Source organism: Enterobacter cloacae (assembly GCF_013375935.1).
GTDB lineage: Bacteria > Pseudomonadota > Gammaproteobacteria > Enterobacterales > Enterobacteriaceae > Enterobacter > Enterobacter pasteurii.
The window spans coordinates 1,515,529-1,542,501 of record NZ_CP056117.1 but is presented as its reverse complement, the minus strand read 5'-3'; the positions used below and the strand labels follow the sequence as shown (position 1 = coordinate 1,542,501).

Below are 26,973 nucleotides of genomic sequence, written 5' to 3'. Positions count from 1 at the left end.
CATGGCTACTTTCTTTATTCAACGGCCTGTTTTCGCCTGGGTACTCGCCATCATTCTGATGATTGCGGGCGGGCTGGCCATCTTACAGCTGCCTGTCGCGCAATATCCCACTATTGCCCCCCCGGCAGTTGCCGTGACGGCCACCTATCCTGGCGCTGATGCCCAGACGGTTCAGGACACCGTGACGCAGGTTATCGAACAGAACATGAACGGCATCGATAATCTGATGTACATGTCATCTACCAGCGACTCTGCCGGTAACGTCACCATTACCCTGACATTCGAATCGGGTACGGATCCTGATATTGCGCAGGTGCAGGTTCAGAACAAGCTTCAGCTCGCCATGCCGCTTCTGCCGCAAGAAGTGCAGCAACAGGGGATCGGCGTGGAAAAATCCAGCAGCAGCTTCCTGCTGGTGGCTGGTTTCGTTTCGGATAATAAAAGCCTCACTCAGGACGATATCTCCGACTATGTTGCCTCTAACGTAAAAGATGCGATTAGCCGTACTTCCGGGGTTGGCGACGTGCAGCTTTTCGGTGCGCAGTATGCAATGCGCATCTGGCTGGACAGTAACGCGATGAATAAATACCAGCTGACGCCGCTGGATATCATTAACCAGCTGAAAACGCAGAACGATCAGATTGCTGCGGGCCAGCTGGGGGGGACGCCGTCTGTACCTGGACAGCAACTCAACGCCTCAATTATTGCTCAAACGCGCCTGAAATCGCCGGAAGAGTTTGGCCGGGTCACGCTGAAGGTGAACCAGGACGGCTCAATGGTCCACCTGAAAGATGTGGCCCGCATCGAGCTGGGTGGCGAAAACTACAACATGGTCACCAAAATTAACGGTCAGGCCGCAACGGGACTGGGGATCAAGCTGGCAACGGGTGCAAACGCGCTGGATACCGCTGCCGCCATCAAGAGCAAACTGGCGCAATTACAGCCTTTCTTCCCTCAGGGTCTGAAGGTTGTCTATCCATACGACACTACTCCCTTCGTGAAGATTTCAATTCATGAAGTGGTGAAGACGCTGTTTGAAGCGATCGTTCTCGTGTTCCTGGTGATGTACCTGTTCCTGCAAAATCTGCGGGCGACCCTGATTCCGACAATTGCCGTGCCGGTGGTGTTACTTGGTACTTTTGCGGTACTGGCTGCGTTCGGCTTCTCCATTAACACGCTGACGATGTTCGGGATGGTACTGGCGATAGGCCTGCTGGTCGATGATGCCATCGTAGTGGTCGAGAACGTTGAGCGCGTCATGGTTGAAGACGGGCTGCCGCCAAAAGAGGCGACGCAGAAGTCGATGGAGCAGATCCAGGGCGCTCTGGTGGGCATAGCCATGGTGCTTTCGGCGGTGTTTATACCGATGGCGTTTTTTGGTGGTTCAACCGGGGCTATCTATCGCCAGTTTTCACTCACTATCGTCTCCGCAATGGCTTTGTCGGTACTGGTGGCATTGATTTTAACCCCTGCTCTTTGTGCAACGCTGCTCAAACCCATATCCAGCGAGCATCATGAAAAGAAAGGTGGTTTCTTCGGCTGGTTTAACGCGCTTTTTGATAAGAGCGTGGAGCACTACAGCAACAGCGTGAGCGGCATATTACGTAAAACCGGGCGCTATCTGCTGGTGTACGTCATCATAGTCGGCGGCATGGCGGTACTGTTCCTGCGCTTACCTACCTCCTTCCTGCCGGAAGAGGATCAGGGGGTGTTTATGACGATGGTTCAGTTACCGGCAGGTGCGACGCAGATGCGTACCCAGCAGGTGCTCGACCAGGTTCAGGACTACTATCTGACGAAAGAGAAAGCGAACGTCGAATCGGTCTTTACCGTAAACGGGTTTAGCTTCAGCGGTCAGGGCCAGAACTCCGGTATCGCGTTTGTCAGTCTGAAGCCGTGGGAAGAACGTCCGGGCCATGAAAACGGCGTTGGAGCCATCGTCAGCCGCGCGACGAAAGCGTTTAGCCAGATTAAAGATGGCCTTGTATTTCCGTTTAACCTGCCCGCTATTATTGAACTGGGCACCGCAACTGGCTTCGATTTCGAACTGATCGATCAGGCAAACCTGGGGCATACACAGCTAACGCAGGCGCGTAACCAGCTGCTTGGCCTGGTGAGGGAACATCCTGAATTACTGGTCCGCGTTCGCCCTAACGGCCTGGAAGATACGCCACAGTTCAAGCTGGATGTCGACCAGGAGAAGGCACAGGCGCTGGGGGTGAGCGTGTCTGACGTCAATCAGACGATTTCAACAGCGCTGGGTGGCACCTATGTAAACGACTTTATCGATCACGGACGTGTGAAAAAAGTCTACGTTCAGGCTGATGCACCCTTCCGCATGTTGCCTGGAGACATTAACGGCCTGTATGTGCGTAGCGCTAACGGCGAAATGGTGCCGTTCTCCGCCTTCAGCAGCTCTCACTGGATTTACGGTTCACCGCGTCTGGAGCGCTACAACGGTATGCCATCTATGGAGATCCTCGGTGAGTCAGCGCCAGGTAAAAGTACCGGTGAGGCGATGGCAATGATGGAAAGCCTCGCGTCGAAATTGCCTGCGGGCATCGGCTACGACTGGACGGGGATGTCATACCAGGAACGTCTCTCCGGTAATCAGGCTCCGGCACTGTACGCCATTTCACTGATTGTGGTGTTCCTGTGTCTGGCAGCGCTCTATGAAAGCTGGTCAATTCCATTCTCGGTTATGCTGGTTGTGCCCCTGGGGGTAATTGGTGCGCTTCTGGCGGCCTCCATGCGCGGCCTTAACAATGACGTTTACTTCCAGGTTGGGCTGCTCACGACAATTGGCTTATCCGCCAAGAACGCCATTTTGATCGTGGAGTTCGCCAAAGATCTGATGGATAAAGAGGGTAAAGGGATTATTGAAGCTACTCTGGAAGCCTCGCGGATGCGTCTGCGGCCTATCCTGATGACTTCTCTCGCATTTATCCTTGGCGTTATGCCGCTGGTAATCAGTAGTGGTGCAGGTAGCGGTGCACAAAATGCCGTCGGGACGGGCGTTATGGGAGGAATGTTGTCAGCAACGTTGCTGGCTATATTCTTCGTTCCTGTTTTCTTTGTAGTAGTCCGAAGACGGTTTACAAAGCACAGGGATTAAGAAGTGATAAAGGCACCTCGGGTGCCTTTTTTATTCCATTGTTTTCTGGAAATAAAAAAACCGCCTCTCCACATTTCCTCCATTAATAATGTCCATCCTTCTTTTTTCTCCATGATTTTTACAATTCACACAAATTGAGATTATTCCCCGTGCTGCACGGGATTGTTGCGGTGGTAAAATATCAACCAGTTCGTTAATTGCCGCATCGGCTTTATAGCGAATAAGCGATTATTTTGAGGTAACATCATGAAAAGATTCATTTCCGTTGCACTTCTCGCTGCGCTACTTGCTGGATGCGCGCACGACTCTCCATGTGTACCGGTATACGACGATCAGGGCCGACTGGTTCACACCAATACCTGTATGAAGGGCACCACCCAGGATAACTGGGAAACCGCAGGTGCGATTGCCGGAGGCGCCGCTGCAATAGCAGGTCTGACGCTGGGTATTGTCGCTTTGACCAAATAAATCAGCCTTTAAAAGCGCGGCACCGTCCGCGCTTTTATTTTTTCTGATGTATTCGTTTTCTGTATTTCGTCAGGGCTTTTCTGATATCAACGCTATTCTTTAGCCTATATTATTTTCCGCCACTTCCCTTATTCTCACGCCTGGATATTCAGTTCACCGGGCGCTGACGTGCAGCATTTTATCTCTGCAATACAGGCTGATTAAAAGGCTTTAATACACCCGCACGGTATTAACATTGCGGGTAAATAGAGGAGGAAGAGGTTGATTAACGGAAGCTATAACGCAAAAAGGCCATCCTTTCGGATGGCCTTTCTACTTGTTTGATGTCTGGCAGTTCCCTACTCTCACATGGGGAGACCCCACACTACCATCGGCGCTACGGCGTTTCACTTCTGAGTTCGGCATGGGGTCAGGTGGGACCACCGCGCTAAAGCCGCCAGACAAATTCTTTTACTTCTTGCCGAACTTTAACCTAAGTATAAAGTGGTGCTGATACCCAGAGTCGAACTGGGGACCTCACCCTTACCAAGGGTGCGCTCTACCAACTGAGCCATATCAGCACGCTAAATTTGATGCCTGGCAGTTCCCTACTCTCACATGGGGAGACCCCACACTACCATCGGCGCTACGGCGTTTCACTTCTGAGTTCGGCATGGGGTCAGGTGGGACCACCGCGCTAAAGCCGCCAGGCAAATTCTGTTAATCTGTATCAGAGCTGAAATTTGAGTGTCTGTCTCTTCGCCAAAACAGCTTCGGCGTTGTAAGGTTAAGCCTCACGGTTCATTAGTATCGGTTAGCTCAACGCATCGCTGCGCTTACACACCCGACCTATCAACGTCATAGTCTTTAACGTTCCTTCAGGAGACTTAAAGTCTCAGGGAGAACTCATCTCGGGGCAAGTTTCGTGCTTAGATGCTTTCAGCACTTATCTCTTCCGCATTTAGCTACCGGGCAGTGCCATTGGCATGACAACCCGAACACCAGTGATGCGTCCACTCCGGTCCTCTCGTACTAGGAGCAGCCCCCCTCAATTCTCCAGCGCCCACGGCAGATAGGGACCGAACTGTCTCACGACGTTCTAAACCCAGCTCGCGTACCACTTTAAATGGCGAACAGCCATACCCTTGGGACCTACTTCAGCCCCAGGATGTGATGAGCCGACATCGAGGTGCCAAACACCGCCGTCGATATGAACTCTTGGGCGGTATCAGCCTGTTATCCCCGGAGTACCTTTTATCCGTTGAGCGATGGCCCTTCCATTCAGAACCACCGGATCACTATGACCTGCTTTCGCACCTGCTCGCGCCGTCACGCTCGCAGTCAAGCTGGCTTATGCCATTGCACTAACCTCCTGATGTCCGACCAGGATTAGCCAACCTTCGCGCTCCTCCGTTACTCTTTGGGAGGAGACCGCCCCAGTCAAACTACCCACCAGACACTGTCCGCAACCCGGATTACGGGTCTACGTTAGAACACCAGCCATTAAAGGGTGGTATTTCAAGGTTGGCTCCACGCAGACTGGCGTCCACGCTTCAAAGCCTCCCACCTATCCTACACATCAAGGACCAGTGTTCAGTGTCAAGCTATAGTAAAGGTTCACGGGGTCTTTCCGTCTTGCCGCGGGTACACTGCATCTTCACAGCGAGTTCAATTTCACTGAGTCTCGGGTGGAGACAGCCTGGCCATCATTACGCCATTCGTGCAGGTCGGAACTTACCCGACAAGGAATTTCGCTACCTTAGGACCGTTATAGTTACGGCCGCCGTTTACCGGGGCTTCGATCAAGAGCTTCGCGTTGCCGCTAACCCCATCAATTAACCTTCCGGCACCGGGCAGGCGTCACACCGTATACGTCCACTTTCGTGTTTGCACAGTGCTGTGTTTTTAATAAACAGTTGCAGCCAGCTGGTATCTTCGACTGATTTCAGCTCCACCCGCAGGGGCTTCACCTACATATCAGCGTGCCTTCTCCCGAAGTTACGGCACCATTTTGCCTAGTTCCTTCACCCGAGTTCTCTCAAGCGCCTTGGTATTCTCTACCTGACCACCTGTGTCGGTTTGGGGTACGATTTGATGTTACCTGATGCTTAGAGGCTTTTCCTGGAAGCAGGGCATTTGTTACTTCAGCACCGTAGTGCCTCGTCATCACACCTCAGCGTTAAAAAGGTACCGGATTTACCTGGAACCTCCGCCTACATGCTTAAACCGGGACAACCGTCGCCCGGCTAACATAGCCTTCTCCGTCCCCCCTTCGCAGTAACACCAAGTACAGGAATATTAACCTGTTTCCCATCGACTACGCCTTTCGGCCTCGCCTTAGGGGTCGACTCACCCTGCCCCGATTAACGTTGGACAGGAACCCTTGGTCTTCCGGCGAGCGGGCTTTTCACCCGCTTTATCGTTACTTATGTCAGCATTCGCACTTCTGATACCTCCAGCATGCCTCACAGCACACCTTCAACGGCTTACAGAACGCTCCCCTACCCAACAACGCATAAGCGTCGCTGCCGCAGCTTCGGTGCATGGTTTAGCCCCGTTACATCTTCCGCGCAGGCCGACTCGACCAGTGAGCTATTACGCTTTCTTTAAATGATGGCTGCTTCTAAGCCAACATCCTGGCTGTCTGTGCCTTCCCACATCGTTTCCCACTTAACCATGACTTTGGGACCTTAGCTGGCGGTCTGGGTTGTTTCCCTCTTCACGACGGACGTTAGCACCCGCCGTGTGTCTCCCGTGATAACATTCTTCGGTATTCGTAGTTTGCATCGGGTTGGTAAGCCGGGATGGCCCCCTAGCCGAAACAGTGCTCTACCCCCGAAGATGAATTCACGAGGCGCTACCTAAATAGCTTTCGGGGAGAACCAGCTATCTCCCGGTTTGATTGGCCTTTCACCCCCAGCCACAGGTCATCCGCTAATTTTTCAACATTAGTCGGTTCGGTCCTCCAGTTAGTGTTACCCAACCTTCAACCTGCCCATGGCTAGATCACCGGGTTTCGGGTCTATACCCTGCAACTTAACGCCCAGTTAAGACTCGGTTTCCCTTCGGCTCCCCTATACGGTTAACCTTGCTACAGAATATAAGTCGCTGACCCATTATACAAAAGGTACGCAGTCACCCCATAAAGAGGCTCCCACTGCTTGTACGTACACGGTTTCAGGTTCTTTTTCACTCCCCTCGCCGGGGTTCTTTTCGCCTTTCCCTCACGGTACTGGTTCACTATCGGTCAGTCAGGAGTATTTAGCCTTGGAGGATGGTCCCCCCATATTCAGACAGGATACCACGTGTCCCGCCCTACTCTTCGAGTTCACAGCAAGTGTGCTTTCGTGTACGGGACTATCACCCTGTACCGTCGGACTTTCCAGACCGTTCCACTAACACACAAGCTGATTCAGACTCCGGGCTGCTCCCCGTTCGCTCGCCGCTACTGGGGGAATCTCGGTTGATTTCTTTTCCTCGGGGTACTTAGATGTTTCAGTTCCCCCGGTTCGCCTCGTTAGCCTATGTATTCAGCTAACGATAGTGCAACGAATTGCACTGGGTTTCCCCATTCGGACATCGCCGGGTCAAGGGTTCATATCACCTCGCCGGCGCTTTTCGCAGATTAGCACGTCCTTCATCGCCTCTGACTGCCAGGGCATCCACCGTGTACGCTTAGTCGCTTAACCTCACAACCCGAAGATGTTTCTTTCGATTCATCGTCGACTTGCGAAAATTTGAGAGACTCGAACACACATGAGCTGTGTGTCGTTTCAATTTTCAGCTTGATCCAGATTTTTAAAGAGCAAATATCTCAAACGTGACTCGCAAGTCAGTTTTGAGATATGACGGCAGGTGACTTTCACTCACGAACCAGCAAGTGGCGTCCCCTAGGGGATTCGAACCCCTGTTACCGCCGTGAAAGGGCGGTGTCCTGGGCCTCTAGACGAAGGGGACACTGAAGTCTCAATCGCAAGACGCCTTGCTGTTTACTTTTCATCAGACAATCTGTGTGGACACTACAAAGGCAGGTTCTTTAAGGTAAGGAGGTGATCCAACCGCAGGTTCCCCTACGGTTACCTTGTTACGACTTCACCCCAGTCATGAATCACAAAGTGGTAAGCGCCCTCCCGAAGGTTAAGCTACCTACTTCTTTTGCAACCCACTCCCATGGTGTGACGGGCGGTGTGTACAAGGCCCGGGAACGTATTCACCGTAGCATTCTGATCTACGATTACTAGCGATTCCGACTTCATGGAGTCGAGTTGCAGACTCCAATCCGGACTACGACGCACTTTATGAGGTCCGCTTGCTCTCGCGAGGTCGCTTCTCTTTGTATGCGCCATTGTAGCACGTGTGTAGCCCTACTCGTAAGGGCCATGATGACTTGACGTCATCCCCACCTTCCTCCAGTTTATCACTGGCAGTCTCCTTTGAGTTCCCGGCCTAACCGCTGGCAACAAAGGATAAGGGTTGCGCTCGTTGCGGGACTTAACCCAACATTTCACAACACGAGCTGACGACAGCCATGCAGCACCTGTCTCAGAGTTCCCGAAGGCACCAATCCATCTCTGGAAAGTTCTCTGGATGTCAAGAGTAGGTAAGGTTCTTCGCGTTGCATCGAATTAAACCACATGCTCCACCGCTTGTGCGGGCCCCCGTCAATTCATTTGAGTTTTAACCTTGCGGCCGTACTCCCCAGGCGGTCGACTTAACGCGTTAGCTCCGGAAGCCACGCCTCAAGGGCACAACCTCCAAGTCGACATCGTTTACGGCGTGGACTACCAGGGTATCTAATCCTGTTTGCTCCCCACGCTTTCGCACCTGAGCGTCAGTCTTTGTCCAGGGGGCCGCCTTCGCCACCGGTATTCCTCCAGATCTCTACGCATTTCACCGCTACACCTGGAATTCTACCCCCCTCTACAAGACTCTAGCCTGCCAGTTTCGAATGCAGTTCCCAGGTTGAGCCCGGGGATTTCACATCCGACTTGACAGACCGCCTGCGTGCGCTTTACGCCCAGTAATTCCGATTAACGCTTGCACCCTCCGTATTACCGCGGCTGCTGGCACGGAGTTAGCCGGTGCTTCTTCTGCGGGTAACGTCAATCGGCAAGGTTATTAACCTTACCGCCTTCCTCCCCGCTGAAAGTGCTTTACAACCCGAAGGCCTTCTTCACACACGCGGCATGGCTGCATCAGGCTTGCGCCCATTGTGCAATATTCCCCACTGCTGCCTCCCGTAGGAGTCTGGACCGTGTCTCAGTTCCAGTGTGGCTGGTCATCCTCTCAGACCAGCTAGGGATCGTCGCCTAGGTGAGCCGTTACCCCACCTACTAGCTAATCCCATCTGGGCACATCCGATGGCAAGAGGCCCGAAGGTCCCCCTCTTTGGTCTTGCGACGTTATGCGGTATTAGCTACCGTTTCCAGTAGTTATCCCCCTCCATCAGGCAGTTTCCCAGACATTACTCACCCGTCCGCCACTCGTCAGCGAAGCAGCAAGCTGCTTCCTGTTACCGTTCGACTTGCATGTGTTAGGCCTGCCGCCAGCGTTCAATCTGAGCCATGATCAAACTCTTCAATTTAAGTTTGATGCTCGTGAATTAAACTTCGTAATGAATTACGTATGTTCACTCAGAGACTTGGTATTCATTTTTCGTCTTGCGACGTTAAGAATCCATGTCACTTTGAGTGCCCACACAGATTGTCTGATAAATTGTTAAAGAGCAGTGCAACGTGGCTTTCGCTCACCGTTGCGAGGTGGCGTATATTACGCTTTCCTCTTTCAGAGTCAACCCGTTATTTCAGGATTTTTTCTCTTCAACCGACCGGGTTGTTTGTGAAGTGATTCACATCCGCCGTGTCGATGGAGGCGCATTATAGGGATCCCAGTTTTTAGCACAAGTACTTTTTAGATCTTTTTTTCCAACTGATGATTTTCCGTGCTTTTCGCTGAAATCCCGCCCGATCCGCTTAAAAATTGACGCATTTTGCCTTGCCTCGATCCCCGAATACGATCAAAGTCTTCTTTATAGCGTTCATCTGTATCGAGGTAGATATGTCTTCAGTATTACGTCCCTATAAAGATCTGTTCCCACAGAAAGGCGATCGCGTGATGATCGATGCCAGCAGCGTGGTCATTGGTGATGTTCGCATGGCCGATGATGTCAGCATTTGGCCGCTCGTGGCGATCCGCGGCGATGTTAACTATGTAGCTATCGGTGCACGCACCAATATTCAGGACGGCAGCGTACTGCACGTCACGCATAAATCGTCCTACAACCCGGAAGGCAATCCGCTCATCATCGGGGAAGACGTCACCGTCGGCCATAAAGTGATGCTCCACGGCTGCACGATCGGTAACAGAGTTCTCGTTGGGATGGGATCGATTTTGCTGGATGGCGTGACGGTAGAAGATGACGTCATGATTGGTGCTGGAAGCCTTGTTCCGCAAAACAAACGCCTGGAAAGTGGCTATCTCTATTTAGGCAGCCCGGTAAAACAGATCCGCCCCTTAAAAGAGGCGGAAATCGAAGGTTTGAAATATTCAGCGAACAATTACGTAAAATGGAAGAATGACTATCTGGATCAGGATAACCAGACCCAGCCCTGATCGTCTTCCTGCCCATCGCGGATTAAATCGCTGGCTTCCTCTTCAAGATCCCAGCGATTTTCGCAAAACACCGCCAACGGATCTGAACCATCAAAGCGCTGGAGCAGCGTGTCCCTTTTAATTGCACAGGTCAGCTGCATTCCATGCACCAGCACCGGGAAGCAGACCGCTTGCCTGCTCTCATCCCAGATTTCTCTGTCGGGAAAATGAATCGCCTGATTCACGCTGTCAGTTCCTGTTTCAGCTTTTCGATAACCGGTTCTACGGCTGGCAACACGCCGTGCCACAGCAGCACCGCATGTGCCGCCTGCCCCACCAGCATACCGAGGCCATCAGCCAGATGTTTTGCACCCTGTTGCTCACACCAGGTCAGAAAAGGCGTCTTTCCTGATTGATAAAACATGTCATAGGCGTAGATATGGGAATGTATCAGGCTCGCGGGAATTGCCGGGATCTCTCCATTTATACCGCTGGAAGTGGCATTGATGACCAAATCGAATTCGTGCCCCGCGAGATCATCCAGCGCTACCGCGGTTACGCTGCCCGTATGTTCGAACAATGTCGCCAGCGCTTCTGCTCTGGAGAAGGTACGGTTGGTTATTGTTACCGCGCAGTCCAGTGAAAGGAGAGGAAGCAATACGCCGCGCGACGCTCCCCCCGCGCCGATCAGCAAGATCCGAAAGCCTGGTTTGATAAACGACAGTCTTTGCAGATCGCTAAGTAAACCTATGCCATCGGTGTTATCACCCAGAAGGCGACCATCTTCAAGCCGCTTAAGCGTATTGACGGCGCCTGCGAGCGACGCCCGCTCGGTCAGTTCATCCGCACGCCCGAAAGCCTCTTCTTTAAAAGGCACCGTAACGTTCGCACCTTTACCGCCAGCATCAAAAAAAGCGTTCAGCGTCGGTATAAATGCATCAACGGGCGCAAGGACCCTGCCATACGGGTGATCTATCTGCAACTGCCCGGCGAACAGCTGATGAATCAGAGGCGACTTGCTGTGTGCAATCGGATTACCAAAAACAGCATAGGTTTCCATCATATTACCCCTGGCGAAAACGTTCGCCGGTTAAGGCGTCGCGAATTTCCGACGGGTTAAGACGACCACCGGTTTCACCCACGGCGACCGGGAAATCATTCCCAAACTGCGCCAGAACGTCTTCCGTAGTACGGCAAGGAGGAAGACCGGTCAGGTTGGCGCTGGTTGAAACCAACGGTTTGCCAAACGCCTGACATAACTCCACCACCAGCGGATGGTCGGTTACACGTACCGCGAGCGAATCGAAACGGCCCGTTAACCAGCGCGGCGTAGTCGGTTGCGCAGGAAAAACAAACGTCACGGGACCAGGCCACGCAGAGAAAATGGTTTCCCGCTGTGCAGGCGTCAGCATGGAATCATCAATATAAGGCTTAAGCTGCTCGTAATTCGCAGCGATCAAAATCAATCCTTTTTCCACAGGCCGCTGTTTAAGCGCCAGCAACCGGCTTACGGCGACTTCGCTGTCAGGATCGCACCCGACCCCAAAAACGGCTTCTGTTGGATAGGCGATGACTTCTTCTTTTTTCAGAACTTCCACCGCCTGCGCGATGGAGCCTGATGGCAGGTTATTATTCACTGATTTGATCCGCCGAAACCGGCTTTCCACATTGTTTACTGGCGCAAAAGCGTTTCAAGCCTTGCGCCGTTTTCTTCTCTATAAGTAACGGATAATCGCAATGAGGGCAGACACCCGCTACTGGTTTGAAATTGATAACGAACTGGCATTCAGGATAGCGATCGCATGAATGGAAGGTCTTACCATAACGGGAGCGGCGCTGCACCAGTTGCCCACGCTGGCACTGAGGGCAGGCAATTGCCGTCTCATCTGGCTTATCAATTTGTTCCGTATGTTCACATTCCGGGTAACGACTGCATCCGATAAACATCCCGAAACGTCCCTGCCGCAGCGCAAGTTCCCCTCCACAGAGCGGACAGAGCTGACCCTCCAGAATTTTAACAATATGTCCGTCCGCCTGGCTTTTCAGGGGACGAACATAATCACATTCCGGATAGTGTGAACAACCGAGAAACGGACCGTGTTTCCCGGACCGTATAACAAGTTCAGCCCCACACTGTGGGCAGGGCTCGTTTTTATGCACCGTGAAGAGTGCTGATTTGGCCATAACAACTCTTGTTGCTGCACGTTGAATTAATGCAGCATACCTTCATTCACTTCAAAGAGTAATTCTTCCATTTGCTGATAGGCGTTTTCACAGCCTGGAATGTTGAACAGAACCATCAGGATCACCCATTTCAGATCTTCCAGTTCAAATTCTGCTGTATCCAGCGCCATAACGCGCTCTATCACCATTTCTCTCGTTTCGAGGTTTAGCACCTGAATCTGCTCAAGGAATAAAATAAATCCCCGGCAGCTGGCATCCAGCCTTTCACACTCTTCAGCTGTATAGATGCGCACAGACAATGGGTCAGAAGCAAGCTGCATCGGTTCGGCGAGGCCGTCCTGATAATCAGCCAGCTTATCCAGCCACATCAACGCATTATAAATATCTTCCCGCCCAAAACCTGCGTCGGTCAGATCCCGTGTTAATTTGTCCTGATCCACGTGCATTTCTGCTTCGTTGTGGATGTAAGTCTCAAACAAATACATCAGTACGTCGAACATGGCATGCCCTCCTTAATCGGACATAGCCGCCGGGTACAGCTGCGATCCACCCTGCTAACTCCAGTTCGAGTAGCTGTGCTACCGTTACTGGCACAGGTTGGCCGGCACGTTCAGCGACAACGTCAACAGGTGTTACCTCATCTCCTACGTTAGCCAGGAGCTTGGGAAATGGCAATGCTACTGCCTCCTGATCTGATGAAATATGTCGCTTTTGAGGTTCATCCTGCAGCCAATGCAATCCGTACTGCAAATTTTCCAGGATATCCTCTTTACAGGTAACCAGCGTCGCCCCCTGCTTTATCAGCCAGTGCGGGCCTTCGCAGCCGGGGTTGCCAATCGGGCCGGGTAACGCAAAGACCTCCCGCCCCTGCTCCAGCGCGCACCTTGCGGTAACCAGCGATCCGCTGCGAATCGCGGCCTCTACCACCAGCACGCCCAGGCTTAACCCACTGATGATCCGGTTACGCCGGGGAAAGTTGCCCGGCCAGGGAGAGGTTGAGAGCGAAAATTCAGAGACGATTGCCCCCTCTGCGGCAATAAGTTGCTCAGCCAGCATTTGATGGCGATGCGGGTAGAGACTGAACAGACCATTCCCCAGCACGGCAATACTTCGCCCTTTTGCCGACAGCGCCGCGTGATGCGCCACGCCATCGATGCCGCAAGCCAGGCCGCTGGTGATGGTAAATCCACATTGTGCGAGTTGTTCACTCAGAATTTTCCCCCACCGCTCGCCGTACCACGAGGGCGCACGGCTGCCCACAACCGCAAGCTGCACGCTATTGAGCGCGTCGACGCTGCCTCGCACAAATAGCGCCCCCGGAAAGTCGGGGATAGTTCGCAACAACGGCGGAAAGCGAGGATCATCAGCCGTCAGCAGGTGATTCTCCGCCTGGTCCAGCCATTTAAGGCTACGTTCAAGTTCACCCTCACTAAATGAAAAAAACTTTCCGGCCTGTTTGGCCGACAGCCCTGCGTCTCTGACAGCGTCGGCATCAACACACGTCTGGCGAAGCAGCCGCTGGGCGGTTGCCAGCATCGCATCACCACATAACGATCCGATGTTTATAAGCCTTAACCATATCTCTGTGGGCGTCATCCTTTTCCCTGCCATAAGCAGCCTCAGCAATCTTTGCGATTGGTCACTGATGCTGTCAATCGACCGGGGATTTGTCTAGAATAGAAGTAATATTCTTATCAACTCCTGAACACGACTCTGGAAATTTATGGCAGTTTTGCAAGTGTTACATATTCCTGACGAGCGCCTTCGCATCGTCGCGGAACCGGTTAAAGAAGTGAATGCAGAAATTCAGCGTATCGTCGATGATATGTTCGATACCATGTACGCTGAAGAAGGCATTGGCCTTGCGGCGACCCAGGTAGACATTCACAAGCGTATTATCGTGATCGACGTTTCTGAAAACCGCGATGAGCGTCTGGTGCTGATCAACCCTGAGCTGCTCGAAAAAAGCGGCGAAACGGGCATTGAGGAAGGCTGCCTGTCTATTCCTGAACAGCGCGCTTTGGTGCCGCGTGCCGAAAAAGTGAAAATCCGCGCACTGGACCGCGACGGCAACCCATTTGAACTGGAAGCCGACGATCTGCTGGCGATTTGCATTCAGCATGAGATGGACCACCTGGTCGGTAAGCTGTTTATCGATTACCTCTCGCCACTGAAGCAACAGCGCATTCGTCAGAAAGTAGAGAAACTGGACCGTTTGCGCTCTCGCGCATAACGTCCCCCCAGATACAAGGAATAACGTGTCTACATCACTACGTATAATCTTCGCGGGTACTCCTGATTTTGCAGCGCGTCATCTTGACGCGCTGTTATCGTCTGGACACCAGATTGTTGGCGTATTTACGCAACCAGACCGTCCGGCTGGCCGCGGTAAGAAGCTGATGCCAGGTCCGGTAAAAGCCCTGGCAGAGGCGCATGGATTACCGGTGTTTCAGCCAGCGTCATTACGTCCTCAGGAAAACCAGCAGCTGGTGGCTGACCTGAATGCAGATGTGATGGTGGTTGTGGCTTACGGCCTCATTCTGCCAAAAGCGGTACTTGATATGCCGCGCCTGGGCTGCATTAACGTCCATGGTTCCCTGCTACCGCGCTGGCGCGGCGCGGCGCCAATTCAACGCTCTCTGTGGGCGGGTGATGCTGAAACTGGCGTCACCATTATGAAGATGGACGTAGGTTTAGACACTGGCGACATGCTGCTTAAACTGGCGTGTCCAATTACTACCGAAGATACCAGCGCCACGCTGTATGACAAGCTGGCGGAACTCGGCCCGCAGGGGCTGATTGAGACGTTACAGCAGCTTGCTGACAATACGGCTAAACCTGAAGTTCAGGACGACGCGCTGGTGACCTATGCTGAAAAGCTGAGTAAAGAAGAAGCCCGGATCGACTGGTCCCTGTCAGCGGCCCAGCTTGAACGCTGCATCCGCGCCTTCAATCCATGGCCGATGAGCTGGATGGTGATTGATGAGCAGCCGGTAAAAATCTGGAAGGCTTCAGTGATAAGCGGCAATACGAAGGCTGAACCCGGTACGATTATCGATGCCAGCAAGAACGGTATTCAGGTTGCAACCGCGGAAGGGATTTTGAATCTGGAATCGCTACAGCCGGCCGGTAAAAAGGCAATGAGCGCTCAGGATCTCTTAAACTCTCGTCGTGAATGGTTTATTCCTGGCAATCGCCTTGCCTGAACAACTTTCTTCTTAAGGCCCGGTGTTTCCGGGCATTTTTATTTTTACGGTTATGAAAAGACAAAATCTACGCACTATGGCGGCTCAGGCCGTTGAGCAGGTTATCGAGCAGGGCCAGTCATTGAGTAATGTTCTGCCGCCCCTGCAACAGAAAGTCTCCGATAAAGACAAAGCCCTGCTTCAGGAGCTTTGCTTTGGCGTTTTGCGCACCCTCTCTCAGCTTGAGTGGTTAATCAATAAGCTGATGTCACGCCCGATGAGCGGCAAGCAACGTACCGTACATTATTTAATCATGGTCGGTTTCTACCAGCTTCTTCACACCCGCATTCCACCTCATGCTGCGCTGGCTGAGACAGTGGAAGGCGCCGTTGCGATTAAGCGTCCCCAGCTCAAAGGACTGATCAACGGCGTGCTGCGTCAGTTCCAGCGTCAGCAGGACGAACTGCTGGCAGAGTTTGCCCAAAGTGAAGCGCGTTTCCTGCATCCGGAATGGCTGCTCAAACGCCTTAAAAAGGCCTATCCGCAGAAGTGGCAAGAGATTGCTGAAGCCAATAATCAACGTCCGCCGATGTGGTTGCGCGTAAATCGTAACCATCATACTCGCGACGCGTGGCTGGCCCTGCTGGAGGAAGCAGGAATGGGCGGCTTCACGCACGATGCTTATCCTGATGCTGTACGTTTAGCCTCTCCCGCGCCAGTACATGCTTTACCCGGTTTTGAAGAGGGCTGGGTAACGGTACAGGACGCTTCCGCACAGGGCTGCATGACCTGGCTTGAACCGAAGGATGGAGAACAGATCCTCGACCTGTGCGCTGCGCCAGGCGGTAAAACAACGCATATCCTCGAAGTGGCGCCACAGGCCAGCGTAATGGCCGTGGACGTTGATGAGCAGCGCCTTTCACGCGTCTACGACAACCTTAAGCGTCTGGGGATGAAGGCGCAGGTTAAGCAAGGCGATGGGCGCAAACCCGCAGAGTGGTGTGGTGAAACCCGGTTCGATCGCATTTTGCTGGACGCCCCCTGCTCTGCAACCGGCGTCATCCGTCGTCATCCGGATATCAAGTGGCTGCGTCGCGATGGCGATATTAACGAACTGGCACAGCTGCAATCCGATATCCTGGATGCCATCTGGCCACATCTCAAACCCGGCGGAACGCTGGTGTATGCAACCTGCTCTGTACTCCCCGAGGAGAACAGCCAGCAAATTGCAGCCTTCCTGAAACGTACCCCTGACGCTGCCCTGCACGATACGGGCACGCCTGAACGTCCGGGCCTGCAAAACCTGCCGGGTGCAGAAGAGGGTGATGGCTTCTTTTACGCTAAGCTAATCAAAGAGTGATGTTGAGAACAGGTCACGAAAGATGAAAATTATCATTCTGGGCGCGGGTCAGGTTGGTGGAACGCTGGCCGAAAACCTCGTTGGTGAAAACAACGATATCACCATTGTGGATACCAACGGCGATCGGCTGCGCGTTTTGCAGGACAAGTTTGACCTTCGCGTTGTGCAAGGGCACGGTTCCCACCCGCGCGTCCTTCGCGAAGCGGGTGCGGACGATGCCGATATGCTGGTAGCAGTAACCAGTTCTGATGAAACCAATATGGTTGCGTGTCAGGTGGCCTACTCCCTTTTCAACACTCCGAACCGTATCGCTCGTATTCGCTCCCCAGACTATGTCCGCGATGCGGAAAAGCTGTTTAACTCAGAAGCGGTACCTATCGATCATCTTATTGCGCCAGAACAGCTGGTTATCGACAGCATTTATCGTCTGATTGAATACCCGGGTGCACTGCAGGTGGTGAACTTTGCTGAAGGGAAAGTGAGCCTGGCGGTCGTGAAGGCATATTATGGCGGCCCGCTGATTGGTAATGCCCTGTCCACCATGCGCGAGCATATGCCCCATATCGATACGCGCGTTGCGGCCATATTCCGTCACGACCGACCCATTCGTCCGCAGGGTTCCACCATTGTTGAAGCCGGCGATGAGGTCTTCTTTATTGCAGCTTCCCAGCACATCCGCGCAGTGATGAGTGAACTACAGCGTCTCGAAAAACCGTATAAGCGTATTATGCTTGTAGGCGGCGGTAATATTGGCGCAGGCCTGGCGAGACGGCTGGAAAAAGACTACAGCGTGAAGCTGATCGAGCGAGATCAGCAGCGTGCGGCGGAGCTGGCAGAAAAGCTTCAGAATACGATCGTGTTTTATGGCGATGCCTCAGATCAGGAGTTGCTGGCCGAGGAGCATATCGATCAGGTCGATCTTTTTATTGCCGTCACCAACGACGACGAAGCGAATATTATGTCCGCGATGCTCGCTAAACGCATGGGGGCAAAAAAAGTGATGGTGCTTATCCAGCGTAAGGCTTACGTCGACCTGGTACAGGGAAGCGTGATTGATATTGCCATATCACCGCAGCAGGCCACCATCTCTGCCCTGCTAAGCCATGTTCGTAAAGCAGATATTGTTGGCGTTTCGTCACTTCGCCGCGGCGTAGCGGAGGCCATTGAAGCCGTCGCCCACGGGGATGAAACGACGTCGCGGGTCGTTGGTCGCGCTATCGACGAAATTAAACTGCCGCCAGGCACTATTATTGGTGCCGTAGTCCGCGGTAATGATGTCATGATCGCCAATGATAATTTACGTATTGAACAGGGCGATCACGTTATTATGTTCCTTACGGATAAAAAGTTTATTACCGACGTAGAGCGTTTATTCCAGCCAAGCCCATTCTTCCTGTAATGGATCGGGTGCTCAGAAGAGCACCCTTTTATTAACCTTTTAATTTCCATGCCTTTTATTTTTCGTGACGATTATTATCCCCAATGGCATTTGGCTAATCATTTGTTAAACTTATAGGCGTCAGCTGGCACAAGGAGAACATAATGAGTTTTATTAAAGAATTTCGCGAATTTGCGATGCGCGGGAATGTGGTAGATTTGGCAGTGGGTGTCATTATTGGTGCAGCGTTCGGTAAGATCGTTTCATCTTTAGTAGCAGACATTATTATGCCGCCGCTGGGACTGTTGATTGGAGGTATTGATTTTAAACAATTTGCCTTCACGCTTCGGGAAGCTCAGGGCGATATTCCTGCGGTTGTAATGCACTATGGCGTATTCATTCAGAACGTATTTGATTTCGTTATCGTAGCGTTTGCCATTTTCATGGCCATCAAACTCATCAACAGACTCAACCGTAAAAAAGAAGAACCGGCTGCTGCTCCGCCAGCACCATCTAAAGAAGAAGTCTTGCTGACTGAAATTCGCGATCTGTTAAAAGAGCAGAACAACCGCGTTTAATCAGAAGACCGAAACAGGAAGGCCAGTGGTAAAAAAGCGATTCGCTTGCTTGCCACTGGCCTCCCAGTTACCCCGTTGTGCATGTTTTCCCTTACGCAGATAACTTCCTTTTCCTTTTTTATTCTTTTCAACACGCTGTCTGAAGAGCGGGTCGTGAAGCAGTGCCTCTATGGCGTTATCCTTAATTTGTCCCTTAGTGTGCTGATAGCGGCTCATAATTTCTCCTGAGCAAGTTAATGACGGCGGGAGTCTAGACCCTGGCTGCTAAAAAATCAACAACCCTGAGTTTCACTACTGGCGCCCTGTTCAAGCGCTTCCAGTATAGAGCAATAAACGCTGCTGTGAGCGGTACCGCAGCACGCATCATTTAACCTTTGCAGAGAACGCTGCATAGTCTGCAATTCCTGAATACGAGCTTCAACTTCTTCCAGACGTGCCTGAACGATGCTTTTGGATTCCTGACAGGTATGATGTTCAGGATCGATACGGATCGACAGCAGCTCGCGGATCGATTCCAGCGTGAAGCCGAGCTGACGCGCATAGCGAATAAAACGAAGGCGCTGAAGATCGTTTTCCGTATAAAGGCGAAACCCACCTTCTGTTCTGATCTCATGGTCAATCATCTGCTGCTTCTCGTAATAGCGGATGGTATCCGGCGTTACGTTAGCGAGTTTCGCGAGTTCACCTATGCGGTACATCATCACTCCTCATTCATTTTCTGCATCAATCTTTCACTATACTCACCGTGTAAGAAGTCAGTATTCATGCCCGCCTGGCGAAGCTTTAGCTCAATGAGCGCCAGCCGGCGGCTGAGTTCTGCATATCGTGGGTCGTTCTTATGAATGCCTTTAAGCAAATCTGAAAGCTCAACCGCTTCATTACGTTGCTGAAGTTCAGGCGGTAAGCAGCCGGCATTCTTCAGCAAGCGATAACCGGCCCGTAATTCGGGCGCAATGTGCGAATCATCATCCAGTACTAAGGGCTTCCCACAGCCTGGGAGATTATCGAATTCGCCTTTGTGTTGGGCATCGCGAATATGGCGTTCTGCCCACTGATCAAGCAACCACATTATGTTCTCCAGGGGATGAACAAAATTGATACAGGTATTGTAGATAAGTGGGTATTCGACAGATATAAAAAAACCCGCCGGAGCGGGTTTTTTTACGTTACTGCAGATTACTCTGCAGCAGCTTCTGCTTTCTCTGAACGATCAACCAGCTCGATGTAAGCCATCGGCGCGTTGTCGCCTGCACGGAAGCCACACTTCAGAATGCGAGTGTAACCACCGGCACGGCTCGCGAAACGCGGGCCCAGTTCGTTAAACAGTTTTGCCACGATCTCGTTATCACGAGTACGGGCGAATGCCAGACGACGATTAGCAACGCTGTCAGTCTTGGCAAGAGTAATCAGCGGCTCAACTACGCGACGCAGCTCTTTCGCTTTAGGCAGGGTCGTCTTGATGATTTCATGACGAACCAGTGAACCTGCCATGTTGCGGAACATAGCCTGGCGATGGCTGCTGTTGCGGTTCAGTTGACGACCACTCTTACGATGGCGCATGACCTTATCCTTCTCAGTAAAACCTTAACCTGTGATCCGGTTACTCGTCAGCAATGCTTGCTGGTGGCCAGTTTTCCAGGCGCATGCCCAGAGACAAACCACGTGAAGCCAGCACGTCTTTAATCTCGGTAAGAGATTTTTTACCCAGGTTCGGCGTTTTCAGCAACTCAACCTCGGTACGCTGTACCAGATCACCGATATAGTGGATAGCTTCTGCCTTGAGGCAGTTAGCAGAGCGGACAGTCAATTCCAGATCGTCAACAGGGCGCAGCAGGATCGGATCGAATTCTGGTTTCTCTTCTTTCACTTCCGGCTGACGTACATCACGTAAGTCAACGAAAGCTTCCAGTTGTTCTGCCAGGATGGTTGCCGCACGACGAATCGCCTCTTCAGGATCGATTGTGCCATTGGTTTCCATTTCGATGACCAGCTTGTCCAGGTCGGTACGCTGTTCTACACGCGCTGCTTCAACATTGTAGGCAATACGCTCTACAGGGCTGTAGCATGCGTCGACCAGCAGACGGCCGATTGGGCGCTCATCTTCTTCCGAATGAATTCGGGCAGAAGCCGGCACATAACCACGACCGCGCTGAACTTTGATACGCATGCTAATAGCTGCGTTCTCATCGGTCAGGTGGCAGATCACGTGCTGCGGCTTGACGATTTCAACATCACCGTCGTGGGTGATGTCGGCTGCAGTCACAGGGCCAATGCCAGATTTATTCAGAGTAAGAATAACTTCATCTTTACCCTGAACTCTCACCGCCAGCCCTTTCAGGTTGAGCAGGATTTCAAGGATATCTTCCTGAACGCCTTCTTTGGTGCTGTACTCATGAAGTACACCATCAATCTCAACCTCGGTCACCGCGCAACCCGGCATCGATGAGAGCAGAATACGGCGCAGTGCGTTACCCAGAGTATGGCCAAAGCCACGCTCTAAAGGCTCAAGGGTCACCTTGGCGTGCGTCGAACTCACTTGCTCGATATCTACCAGGCGCGGTTTTAGAAACTCTGTCACAGAACCCTGCATTGTGTCCTCTCTTTGGTACTAAGCTTTACTTGGAGTAAAGCTCGACGATCAGGTGTTCGTTAATGTCCGCAGACAGATCAGAACGTTCTGGCTGACGCTTGAACGTACCTTCCATCTTGCCAGCATCAACTTCCAGCCAGGTTGGCTTTTCACGCTGCTCAGCCAGCTCCAGAGCGGCTTTCACGCGAGATTGCTTTTTCGCTTTCTCACGAATGCTAACAACGTCATTCGCTTTAACCTGATAAGAAGCGATGTTAACAACACGACCGTTTACCATGATTGCTTTATGGCTAACCAGCTGGCGTGATTCAGCACGAGTCGCGCCGAAGCCCATACGGTATACAACGTTGTCCAGACGACCTTCCAGCAGAGCCAGCAGGTTTTCACCTGTGTTGCCTTTCAGACGTGCTGCTTCTTTATAGTAGTTACGGAACTGACGCTCCAGCACACCGTAGATACGGCGAACTTTTTGCTTTTCACGCAACTGCACACCATAGTCAGACAGACGCGGTTTACGCGCACCGTGCTGGCCAGGAGCTTGTTCAATTTTACACTTGGTATCGATCGCGCGAACGCCAGACTTAAGGAATAAGTCGGTGCCCTCACGACGGCTCAGCTTGAGCTTAGGACCCAAATATCTTGCCATTTTCTATCTCCAACTAACCTAAAAAACGAGCGTTATACGCGACGTTTTTTCGGCGGACGACAACCGTTATGAGGGATCGGAGTCACATCAGTAATATTAGTGATGCGGAAACCAGCGGCGTTCAGAGCGCGAACAGTAGATTCACGACCCGGACCCGGACCTTTAACCATAACTTCCAGATTCTTGATGCCGTATTCTTTTACGGCTTCAGCGCAACGCTCTGCTGCAACCTGAGCTGCGAACGGAGTGGATTTGCGAGAACCACGGAAACCGGAACCACCGGCTGTTGCCCAACCCAATGCGTTACCCTGACGATCAGTAATAGTAACGATGGTGTTGTTGAAAGAAGCATGGATATGAGCCACGCCGTCAGAGACTTGTTTTCTTACACGTTTACGTGCACGAACTGGTGCCTTTGCCATTATTCAATCACCCCGATTATTTCTTGATCGGTTTGCGCGGACCCTTACGGGTACGTGCGTTGGTCTTAGTACGCTGACCGCGCACTGGCAGACCACGACGATGACGCAAACCGCGATAGCAACCAAGATCCATCAGGCGCTTGATGCTCATGCTGATTTCACGGCGCAGATCACCTTCAACGACAAATTTGGCAACTTCGTCACGCAGCGTGTCGATTTGTTCTTCAGACAGCTCACTGATCTTAACATCTTCAGCGATACCCGCTGCAGCCAGAATGGCTTTGGAACGGGTCTTGCCGACGCCGTAGATCGAAGTTAATGCGATCACAGCATGTTTCTGATCAGGAATGTTAATGCCTGCTATACGGGCCACTATGCACTCCTACTATTTAATATGTACGCACCATGCTGAAAAGCCCGTTTTCAGGATACTCAAATGGAAACGTACAGACATACAAAAGATTGGCTGGCTAATCTAGCCAGCTCAACCCAACTTTGCAAGAAAAATATGCGAAATAATCAGCCTTGGCGCTGTTTATGCTTCGGCTCGGCACTGCAAATCACACGGATGACACCATCACGCTTAACGATTTTGCAGTTACGGCATAATTTCTTGACGGAAGCACGAACTTTCATTTTTACTCTCCGTAACTTCTCAGGCGACCAGTTAGCGGCCGTAGCCTTTCAGGTTCGCCTTCTTCAATGCAGACTCATACTGACTGGACATCATCAGAGTTTGCACTTGAGCCATAAAGTCCATAATCACGACCACAACGATAAGCAGTGAGGTCCCACCGAAGTAGAACGGTACTTTCATTGCATCACGCATGAACTCCGGGATCAGGCAGATAAAAGTAATATAAAGCGCACCAACCAAAGTCAGGCGAGTCATTACTTTATCGATATACTTCGCCGTTTGCTCTCCCGGACGAATTCCTGGTACAAATGCACCGGACTTCTTCAGGTTATCTGCTGTTTCACGCGGGTTGAAGACCAACGCCGTGTAGAAGAAACAGAAGAAGATGATCGCAGACGCATAGAGTAACACATAAAGTGGTTGCCCAGGCTGCAAATACAGCGAAATTGTTGTCAGCCAGTTCCAACCAGTACCGCCCCCGAACCATGACGCGATGGTTGCCGGGAACAGAATAATACTGGAAGCGAAGATAGCCGGGATAACCCCCGCCATATTCACTTTCAGCGGTAAATGTGTGCTCTGTGCAGCATAGACACGACGACCTTGCTGACGCTTAGCGTAGTTCACCACAATGCGGCGTTGACCACGTTCAACGAAGACAACAAAGAACGTCACTGCAAATACTAATACTGCAACCAACAGCAACAGGAGGAAGTGCAGGTCGCCTTGACGCGCTTGCTCGATAGTATGGGCGATGGCCGGCGGGAGACCCGCAACGATACCGGCGAAGATAATGATTGAGATACCGTTACCGATACCACGCTCAGTAATCTGTTCGCCGAGCCACATCAGGAACATAGTCCCTGTGACCAGACTTACAACAGCGGTGAAGTAGAATGCAAAGCCTGGGTTTAACACCAGGCCCTGCATACCAGGCATATTCGGTAAACCGGTAGCAATACCGATTGACTGGAATATTGCCAGCACCAGAGTGCCGTAACGGGTGTACTGGCTAATCTTACGACGTCCAGACTCCCCTTCTTTCTTCAGTTCTGCGAGGGCCGGATGAACGACCGTCAGCAACTGGATAATAATCGATGCCGAAATGTACGGCATGATACCCAATGCGAAGATAGAAGCACGGCTGAGAGCACCACCAGAGAACATGTTAAACATTTCAATGATGGTGCCTCGCTGTTGCTCAAGCAGTTTGGCAAGTACAGCGGCATCAATACCAGGGATCGGAATAAAAGAGCCAATACGGAACACAATCAGCGCGCCGATTACAAACAGCAGTCTGCGTTTCAGCTCGCCAAATCCACCTTTGGCACTTTGAAAATCTAATCCCGGTTGCTTAGCCATCTGCTACTTATTCCTCAATTTTACCGCCAGCAGCTTCGATAGCAGCACGAGCACCTTTAGTAACACGCAGGCCACGAACAGTTACCGGAGTAGAAACTTCACCAGCCAGGATCACTTTCGCGAACTCGATCTGGATACCGATAATGTTTGCTGCTTTCAGCGTGTTCAGGTCTACAACGCCGCCTTCAACTTTCGCCAGGTCAGACAGACGGATTTCCGCTGTGATCGCTGCTTTGCGAGAGGTGAAGCCGAACTTCGGCAGACGACGGTACAGTGGCATCTGGCCACCCTCGAAACCGCGACGTACGCCACCGCCAGAACGAGAGTTCTGACCTTTGTGACCACGACCACCGGTTTTGCCGAGGCCAGAACCGATACCACGACCCAGGCGTTTACCCGCCTTTTTAGAGCCTTCGGCCGGAGACAGAGTATTTAAACGCATCTCTTACTCCTCAACTTTAACCATGAAGTAAACCGCGTTGACCATACCACGAACAGCAGGAGTATCCTCGCGCTCAACGGTATGACCAATACGACGCAGACCCAGGCCAAGCAGCGTTGCCTTGTGTTTCGGCAGACGACCGATTGCACTGCGGGTTTGAGTGATTTTAATAGTCTTTGCCATGGTCAATTACCCCAGAATTTCTTCAACGGATTTACCACGCTTGGCAGCGACCATTTCTGGAGAATTCATATTTTCCAGGCCATCAATAGTTGCACGAACCACGTTGATCGGGTTGGTGGAACCATATGCTTTAGCCAGAACGTTATGAACTCCAGCAACTTCCAGAACGGCGCGCATTGCACCACCGGCGATGATACCGGTACCTTCGGAAGCTGGCTGCATGAATACACGAGAACCCGTGTGAACACCCTTAACTGGGTGCTGCAGGGTACCGTTGTTCAGCGCGACGTTAATCATATTGCGACGGGCTTTTTCCATCGCTTTCTGGATCGCTGCTGGAACTTCACGCGCTTTACCGTAACCAAAACCAACGCGACCGTTACCATCGCCAACTACAGTCAGAGCTGTGAAGGAGAAAATACGACCACCTTTAACGGTTTTAGATACGCGGTTTACCGCGATCAGCTTTTCCTGCAGTTCGCCAGCCTGTTTTTCGATGTGAGCCATCTTACACCTCTACCTTAGAACTGAAGGCCAGCTTCACGGGCAGCATCTGCCAGTGCCTGGACACGACCATGATATTGGAACCCGGAACGGTCAAAGGAAACATTGCTGATGCCTTTTTCCAGAGCGCGTTCAGCAACAGCTTTACCTACAGCTGCAGCGGCGTCTTTGTTACCGGTATACTTCAATTGTTCTGAGATAGCTTTTTCTACAGTAGAAGCAGCTACCAGAACTTCAGAACCGTTCGGTGCAATTACCTGTGCGTAAATATGACGCGGGGTACGATGTACCACCAGGCGAGTTGCACCCAGCTCTTTGAGCTTGCGGCGTGCGCGGGTCGCACGACGGATACGAGCAGATTTCTTATCCATAGTGTTACCTTACTTCTTCTTAGCCTCTTTGGTACGCACGACTTCGTCGGCGTAACGAACACCCTTGCCTTTGTAAGGCTCAGGACGACGGTAGGCGCGCAGATCTGCTGCAACCTGACCGATCAGCTGCTTATCAGCGCCTTTCAGCACGATTTCAGTTTGAGTCGGACATTCTGCAGTGATACCGGCCGGCAGCGGATGCTCAACAGGGTGTGAGAAGCCCAGAGACAGGCCTACTGCATTCCCTTTGATAGCTGCACGATAACCTACACCAACCAGCTGAAGCTTTTTAGTGAAGCCTTCGGTAACACCAACAACCATTGAGTTCAGCAGGGCACGCGCGGTACCAGCCTGAGCCCATCCATCCACGAAACCATCACGTGGACCGAAGGTCAGAGCGTTATCTGCATGTTTAACTTCAACAGCTTTGTTGAGGGTACGAGTCAGCTCGCCGTTTTTACCTTTGATCGTAATAACCTGACCGTCGATTTTTACATCAACGCCGGCAGGAATAACGACCGGTGCTTTAGCAACACGAGACATTCTTTCCTCCGATTAGGCTACGTAGCAGATAATTTCGCCACCAAGACCAGCCTGGCGCGCTGCACGATCAGTCATAACACCTTTAGAGGTAGAAACAACTGCGATACCAAGACCAGCCATAACTTTTGGCAGCTCATCTTTTTTCTTATAGATGCGCAGGCCTGGGCGGCTGACACGCTGAATGCTTTCTACAACAGCTTTACCCTGGAAATACTTGAGAGTAAGTTCCAGTTCCGGCTTGGTGTCGCCTTCAACTTTAAAATCTTCGATAAAACCTTCTTCCTTCAGCACGTTGGCAATTGCCACTTTCAGCTTGGCGGAAGGCATGGTGACCGCAACTTTGTTCGCGGCCTGACCGTTACGGATACGGGTCAGCATATCCGCGATCGGATCTTGCATGCTCATCTGTCTTTACTCCCGTGATTCAATTGGTAA

30 protein-coding genes, 2 tRNA genes and 4 rRNA genes are annotated in these 26,973 nt (G+C 51.9%); 8 read left to right on the top strand and 28 right to left on the bottom strand.

Annotated elements, in window-relative coordinates; all coding sequences use genetic code 11:
* Window position 1: 1 nt before the first annotated feature.
* Window positions 2-3,115 (top strand): efflux RND transporter permease subunit, encoded by a 3,114-nt coding sequence (locus HWQ14_RS07315; protein ID WP_176609352.1) that lies wholly within the window; start codon window positions 2-4, stop codon window positions 3,113-3,115.
* Window positions 3,116-3,361: 246 nt separating this feature from the next.
* Window positions 3,362-3,583: a lipoprotein gene (locus HWQ14_RS07310; protein ID WP_006178893.1), complete on the top strand. Its 222-nt coding sequence runs from the start codon at window positions 3,362-3,364 to the stop codon at window positions 3,581-3,583.
* 325 nt (window positions 3,584-3,908) lie between these two features.
* Here the strand turns inward: HWQ14_RS07310 and rrf (HWQ14_RS07305) are convergent.
* The 6 genes from rrf (HWQ14_RS07305) to HWQ14_RS07280 all read right to left on the bottom strand — a co-directional run bounded on the left by rrf (HWQ14_RS07305) (window position 3,909) and on the right by HWQ14_RS07280 (window position 9,146).
* A 5S ribosomal RNA gene (rrf, locus tag HWQ14_RS07305) occupies window positions 3,909-4,024 on the bottom strand.
* Window positions 4,025-4,067: 43 nt separating this feature from the next.
* Window positions 4,068-4,143 (bottom strand) — tRNA-Thr (locus HWQ14_RS07300).
* Between the two features lie 14 nt (window positions 4,144-4,157).
* Window positions 4,158-4,273 (bottom strand): 5S ribosomal RNA (rrf, locus tag HWQ14_RS07295).
* Window positions 4,274-4,345: 72 nt separating this feature from the next.
* Window positions 4,346-7,251 (bottom strand): 23S ribosomal RNA (locus tag HWQ14_RS07290).
* Window positions 7,252-7,443: 192 nt separating this feature from the next.
* Window positions 7,444-7,519: transfer RNA gene (locus tag HWQ14_RS07285), tRNA-Glu, on the bottom strand.
* Window positions 7,520-7,604: 85 nt separating this feature from the next.
* A 16S ribosomal RNA gene (locus HWQ14_RS07280) occupies window positions 7,605-9,146 on the bottom strand.
* Together the 16S, 23S and 5S rRNA genes with 2 tRNA genes alongside form the textbook arrangement of a ribosomal RNA operon.
* 473 nt (window positions 9,147-9,619) lie before the next feature.
* Between HWQ14_RS07280 and HWQ14_RS07275 the strand changes: the two genes are divergently transcribed.
* On the top strand, window positions 9,620-10,174 hold the full coding sequence (locus HWQ14_RS07275; protein ID WP_176609351.1) for a gamma carbonic anhydrase family protein: 555 nt from the start codon (window positions 9,620-9,622) through the stop codon (window positions 10,172-10,174).
* Here the strand turns inward: HWQ14_RS07275 and HWQ14_RS07270 are convergent.
* Genes HWQ14_RS07270 through dprA form a run of 6 tightly spaced genes read right to left on the bottom strand, consistent with a single transcriptional unit; the run spans window position 10,150 to window position 13,933 of the window.
* Entirely contained in the window at window positions 10,150-10,398 is a 249-nt protein-coding gene (locus HWQ14_RS07270) for a DUF1488 domain-containing protein (protein ID WP_148422731.1), read from the bottom strand. The two genes, HWQ14_RS07275 and HWQ14_RS07270, sit on opposite strands and share 25 nt — an antisense overlap.
* Window positions 10,395-11,213 carry a shikimate dehydrogenase gene (gene aroE, locus HWQ14_RS07265; protein WP_176611164.1) on the bottom strand — a complete coding sequence of 273 codons (819 nt, stop codon included), beginning with the start codon at window positions 11,211-11,213 and terminating at the stop codon, window positions 10,395-10,397. The genes HWQ14_RS07270 and aroE overlap by 4 nt, the downstream gene beginning before the upstream one ends.
* Before the next feature lie 4 nt (window positions 11,214-11,217).
* Window positions 11,218-11,790 carry an L-threonylcarbamoyladenylate synthase type 1 TsaC gene (gene tsaC, locus HWQ14_RS07260; RefSeq protein ID WP_148422732.1) on the bottom strand — a complete coding sequence of 191 codons (573 nt, stop codon included), beginning with the start codon at window positions 11,788-11,790 and terminating at the stop codon, window positions 11,218-11,220.
* Window positions 11,783-12,337: a DNA topoisomerase family protein gene (locus tag HWQ14_RS07255; protein WP_017383725.1), complete on the bottom strand. Its 555-nt coding sequence runs from the start codon at window positions 12,335-12,337 to the stop codon at window positions 11,783-11,785. The genes tsaC and HWQ14_RS07255 overlap by 8 nt, the downstream gene beginning before the upstream one ends.
* 26 nt (window positions 12,338-12,363) lie before the next feature.
* On the bottom strand, window positions 12,364-12,837 hold the full coding sequence (smg, locus tag HWQ14_RS07250) for a DUF494 family protein Smg (protein WP_176609350.1): 474 nt from the start codon (window positions 12,835-12,837) through the stop codon (window positions 12,364-12,366).
* Complete coding sequence (gene dprA / locus HWQ14_RS07245; protein ID WP_176609349.1) at window positions 12,809-13,933, bottom strand: DNA-protecting protein DprA; 1,125 nt, start codon at window positions 13,931-13,933, stop codon at window positions 12,809-12,811. Before dprA ends, smg begins: the two co-directional genes overlap by 29 nt.
* 127 nt (window positions 13,934-14,060) lie before the next feature.
* Between dprA and def the strand changes: the two genes are divergently transcribed.
* From def to mscL, 5 genes are all read left to right on the top strand, one after another.
* Window positions 14,061-14,570, top strand: a complete 510-nt coding sequence (def, locus tag HWQ14_RS07240; RefSeq protein ID WP_006812188.1) for a peptide deformylase — start codon at window positions 14,061-14,063, stop codon at window positions 14,568-14,570.
* Between the two features lie 25 nt (window positions 14,571-14,595).
* Entirely contained in the window at window positions 14,596-15,543 is a 948-nt protein-coding gene (gene fmt, locus HWQ14_RS07235) for a methionyl-tRNA formyltransferase (RefSeq protein ID WP_176609348.1), read from the top strand.
* Between the two features lie 52 nt (window positions 15,544-15,595).
* Window positions 15,596-16,882: a 16S rRNA (cytosine(967)-C(5))-methyltransferase RsmB gene (rsmB, locus tag HWQ14_RS07230; protein ID WP_176609347.1), complete on the top strand. Its 1,287-nt coding sequence runs from the start codon at window positions 15,596-15,598 to the stop codon at window positions 16,880-16,882.
* 22 nt (window positions 16,883-16,904) lie between these two features.
* Complete coding sequence (trkA, locus tag HWQ14_RS07225; protein WP_148422738.1) at window positions 16,905-18,281, top strand: Trk system potassium transporter TrkA; 1,377 nt, start codon at window positions 16,905-16,907, stop codon at window positions 18,279-18,281.
* A 143-nt stretch (window positions 18,282-18,424) separates the two neighbouring features.
* On the top strand, window positions 18,425-18,838 hold the full coding sequence (gene mscL / locus HWQ14_RS07220; protein WP_148422739.1) for a large-conductance mechanosensitive channel protein MscL: 414 nt from the start codon (window positions 18,425-18,427) through the stop codon (window positions 18,836-18,838).
* On the opposite strand, the gene HWQ14_RS07215 is transcribed toward mscL, so the two are convergent.
* The 16 genes from HWQ14_RS07215 to rpsH all read right to left on the bottom strand — a co-directional run bounded on the left by HWQ14_RS07215 (window position 18,839) and on the right by rpsH (window position 26,943).
* Entirely contained in the window at window positions 18,839-19,054 is a 216-nt protein-coding gene (locus tag HWQ14_RS07215) for an alternative ribosome-rescue factor A (RefSeq protein ID WP_148422740.1), read from the bottom strand. It lies immediately after the preceding gene.
* Window positions 19,055-19,110: 56 nt separating this feature from the next.
* Complete coding sequence (zntR, locus tag HWQ14_RS07210) at window positions 19,111-19,536, bottom strand: Zn(2+)-responsive transcriptional regulator (RefSeq protein ID WP_148422744.1); 426 nt, start codon at window positions 19,534-19,536, stop codon at window positions 19,111-19,113.
* Window positions 19,537-19,538: 2 nt separating this feature from the next.
* Window positions 19,539-19,907 (bottom strand): DUF1992 domain-containing protein, encoded by a 369-nt coding sequence (locus tag HWQ14_RS07205; RefSeq protein ID WP_176609346.1) that lies wholly within the window; start codon window positions 19,905-19,907, stop codon window positions 19,539-19,541.
* Between the two features lie 107 nt (window positions 19,908-20,014).
* Window positions 20,015-20,398, bottom strand: a complete 384-nt coding sequence (gene rplQ / locus HWQ14_RS07200) for a 50S ribosomal protein L17 (protein ID WP_001216368.1) — start codon at window positions 20,396-20,398, stop codon at window positions 20,015-20,017.
* A gap of 40 nt (window positions 20,399-20,438) precedes the next feature.
* Window positions 20,439-21,428 carry a DNA-directed RNA polymerase subunit alpha gene (locus HWQ14_RS07195; protein ID WP_002919219.1) on the bottom strand — a complete coding sequence of 330 codons (990 nt, stop codon included), beginning with the start codon at window positions 21,426-21,428 and terminating at the stop codon, window positions 20,439-20,441.
* 25 nt (window positions 21,429-21,453) lie between these two features.
* Entirely contained in the window at window positions 21,454-22,074 is a 621-nt protein-coding gene (gene rpsD / locus HWQ14_RS07190; RefSeq protein WP_003863314.1) for a 30S ribosomal protein S4, read from the bottom strand.
* Window positions 22,075-22,106: 32 nt separating this feature from the next.
* On the bottom strand, window positions 22,107-22,496 hold the full coding sequence (gene rpsK, locus HWQ14_RS07185; protein ID WP_003863312.1) for a 30S ribosomal protein S11: 390 nt from the start codon (window positions 22,494-22,496) through the stop codon (window positions 22,107-22,109).
* Between the two features lie 16 nt (window positions 22,497-22,512).
* Window positions 22,513-22,869 carry a 30S ribosomal protein S13 gene (gene rpsM, locus HWQ14_RS07180; protein ID WP_003863308.1) on the bottom strand — a complete coding sequence of 119 codons (357 nt, stop codon included), beginning with the start codon at window positions 22,867-22,869 and terminating at the stop codon, window positions 22,513-22,515.
* Window positions 22,870-23,015: 146 nt separating this feature from the next.
* A complete protein-coding gene (rpmJ, locus tag HWQ14_RS07175) occupies window positions 23,016-23,132 on the bottom strand; it encodes a 50S ribosomal protein L36 (RefSeq protein WP_000868187.1) in 117 nt (38 codons plus the stop codon).
* 31 nt (window positions 23,133-23,163) lie between these two features.
* Window positions 23,164-24,495, bottom strand: coding sequence for a preprotein translocase subunit SecY (secY, locus tag HWQ14_RS07170; protein ID WP_003863305.1), 1,332 nt, complete (start codon window positions 24,493-24,495; stop codon window positions 23,164-23,166).
* A 7-nt stretch (window positions 24,496-24,502) separates the two neighbouring features.
* The gene (gene rplO / locus HWQ14_RS07165; protein WP_003863304.1) at window positions 24,503-24,937 is read right to left on the bottom strand and encodes a 50S ribosomal protein L15; all 435 of its coding nucleotides are present in this window, start codon (window positions 24,935-24,937) and stop codon (window positions 24,503-24,505) included.
* A 3-nt stretch (window positions 24,938-24,940) separates the two neighbouring features.
* Window positions 24,941-25,120 carry a 50S ribosomal protein L30 gene (rpmD, locus tag HWQ14_RS07160; RefSeq protein ID WP_003863301.1) on the bottom strand — a complete coding sequence of 60 codons (180 nt, stop codon included), beginning with the start codon at window positions 25,118-25,120 and terminating at the stop codon, window positions 24,941-24,943.
* Between the two features lie 6 nt (window positions 25,121-25,126).
* Window positions 25,127-25,627 carry a 30S ribosomal protein S5 gene (gene rpsE / locus HWQ14_RS07155; RefSeq protein WP_003863299.1) on the bottom strand — a complete coding sequence of 167 codons (501 nt, stop codon included), beginning with the start codon at window positions 25,625-25,627 and terminating at the stop codon, window positions 25,127-25,129.
* Between the two features lie 14 nt (window positions 25,628-25,641).
* Entirely contained in the window at window positions 25,642-25,995 is a 354-nt protein-coding gene (rplR, locus tag HWQ14_RS07150) for a 50S ribosomal protein L18 (RefSeq protein WP_003863297.1), read from the bottom strand.
* Between the two features lie 9 nt (window positions 25,996-26,004).
* A complete protein-coding gene (gene rplF, locus HWQ14_RS07145) occupies window positions 26,005-26,538 on the bottom strand; it encodes a 50S ribosomal protein L6 (protein ID WP_003863296.1) in 534 nt (177 codons plus the stop codon).
* Between the two features lie 12 nt (window positions 26,539-26,550).
* Window positions 26,551-26,943, bottom strand: coding sequence for a 30S ribosomal protein S8 (gene rpsH, locus HWQ14_RS07140; RefSeq protein WP_006178918.1), 393 nt, complete (start codon window positions 26,941-26,943; stop codon window positions 26,551-26,553).
* Window positions 26,944-26,973 lie beyond the last annotated feature (30 nt).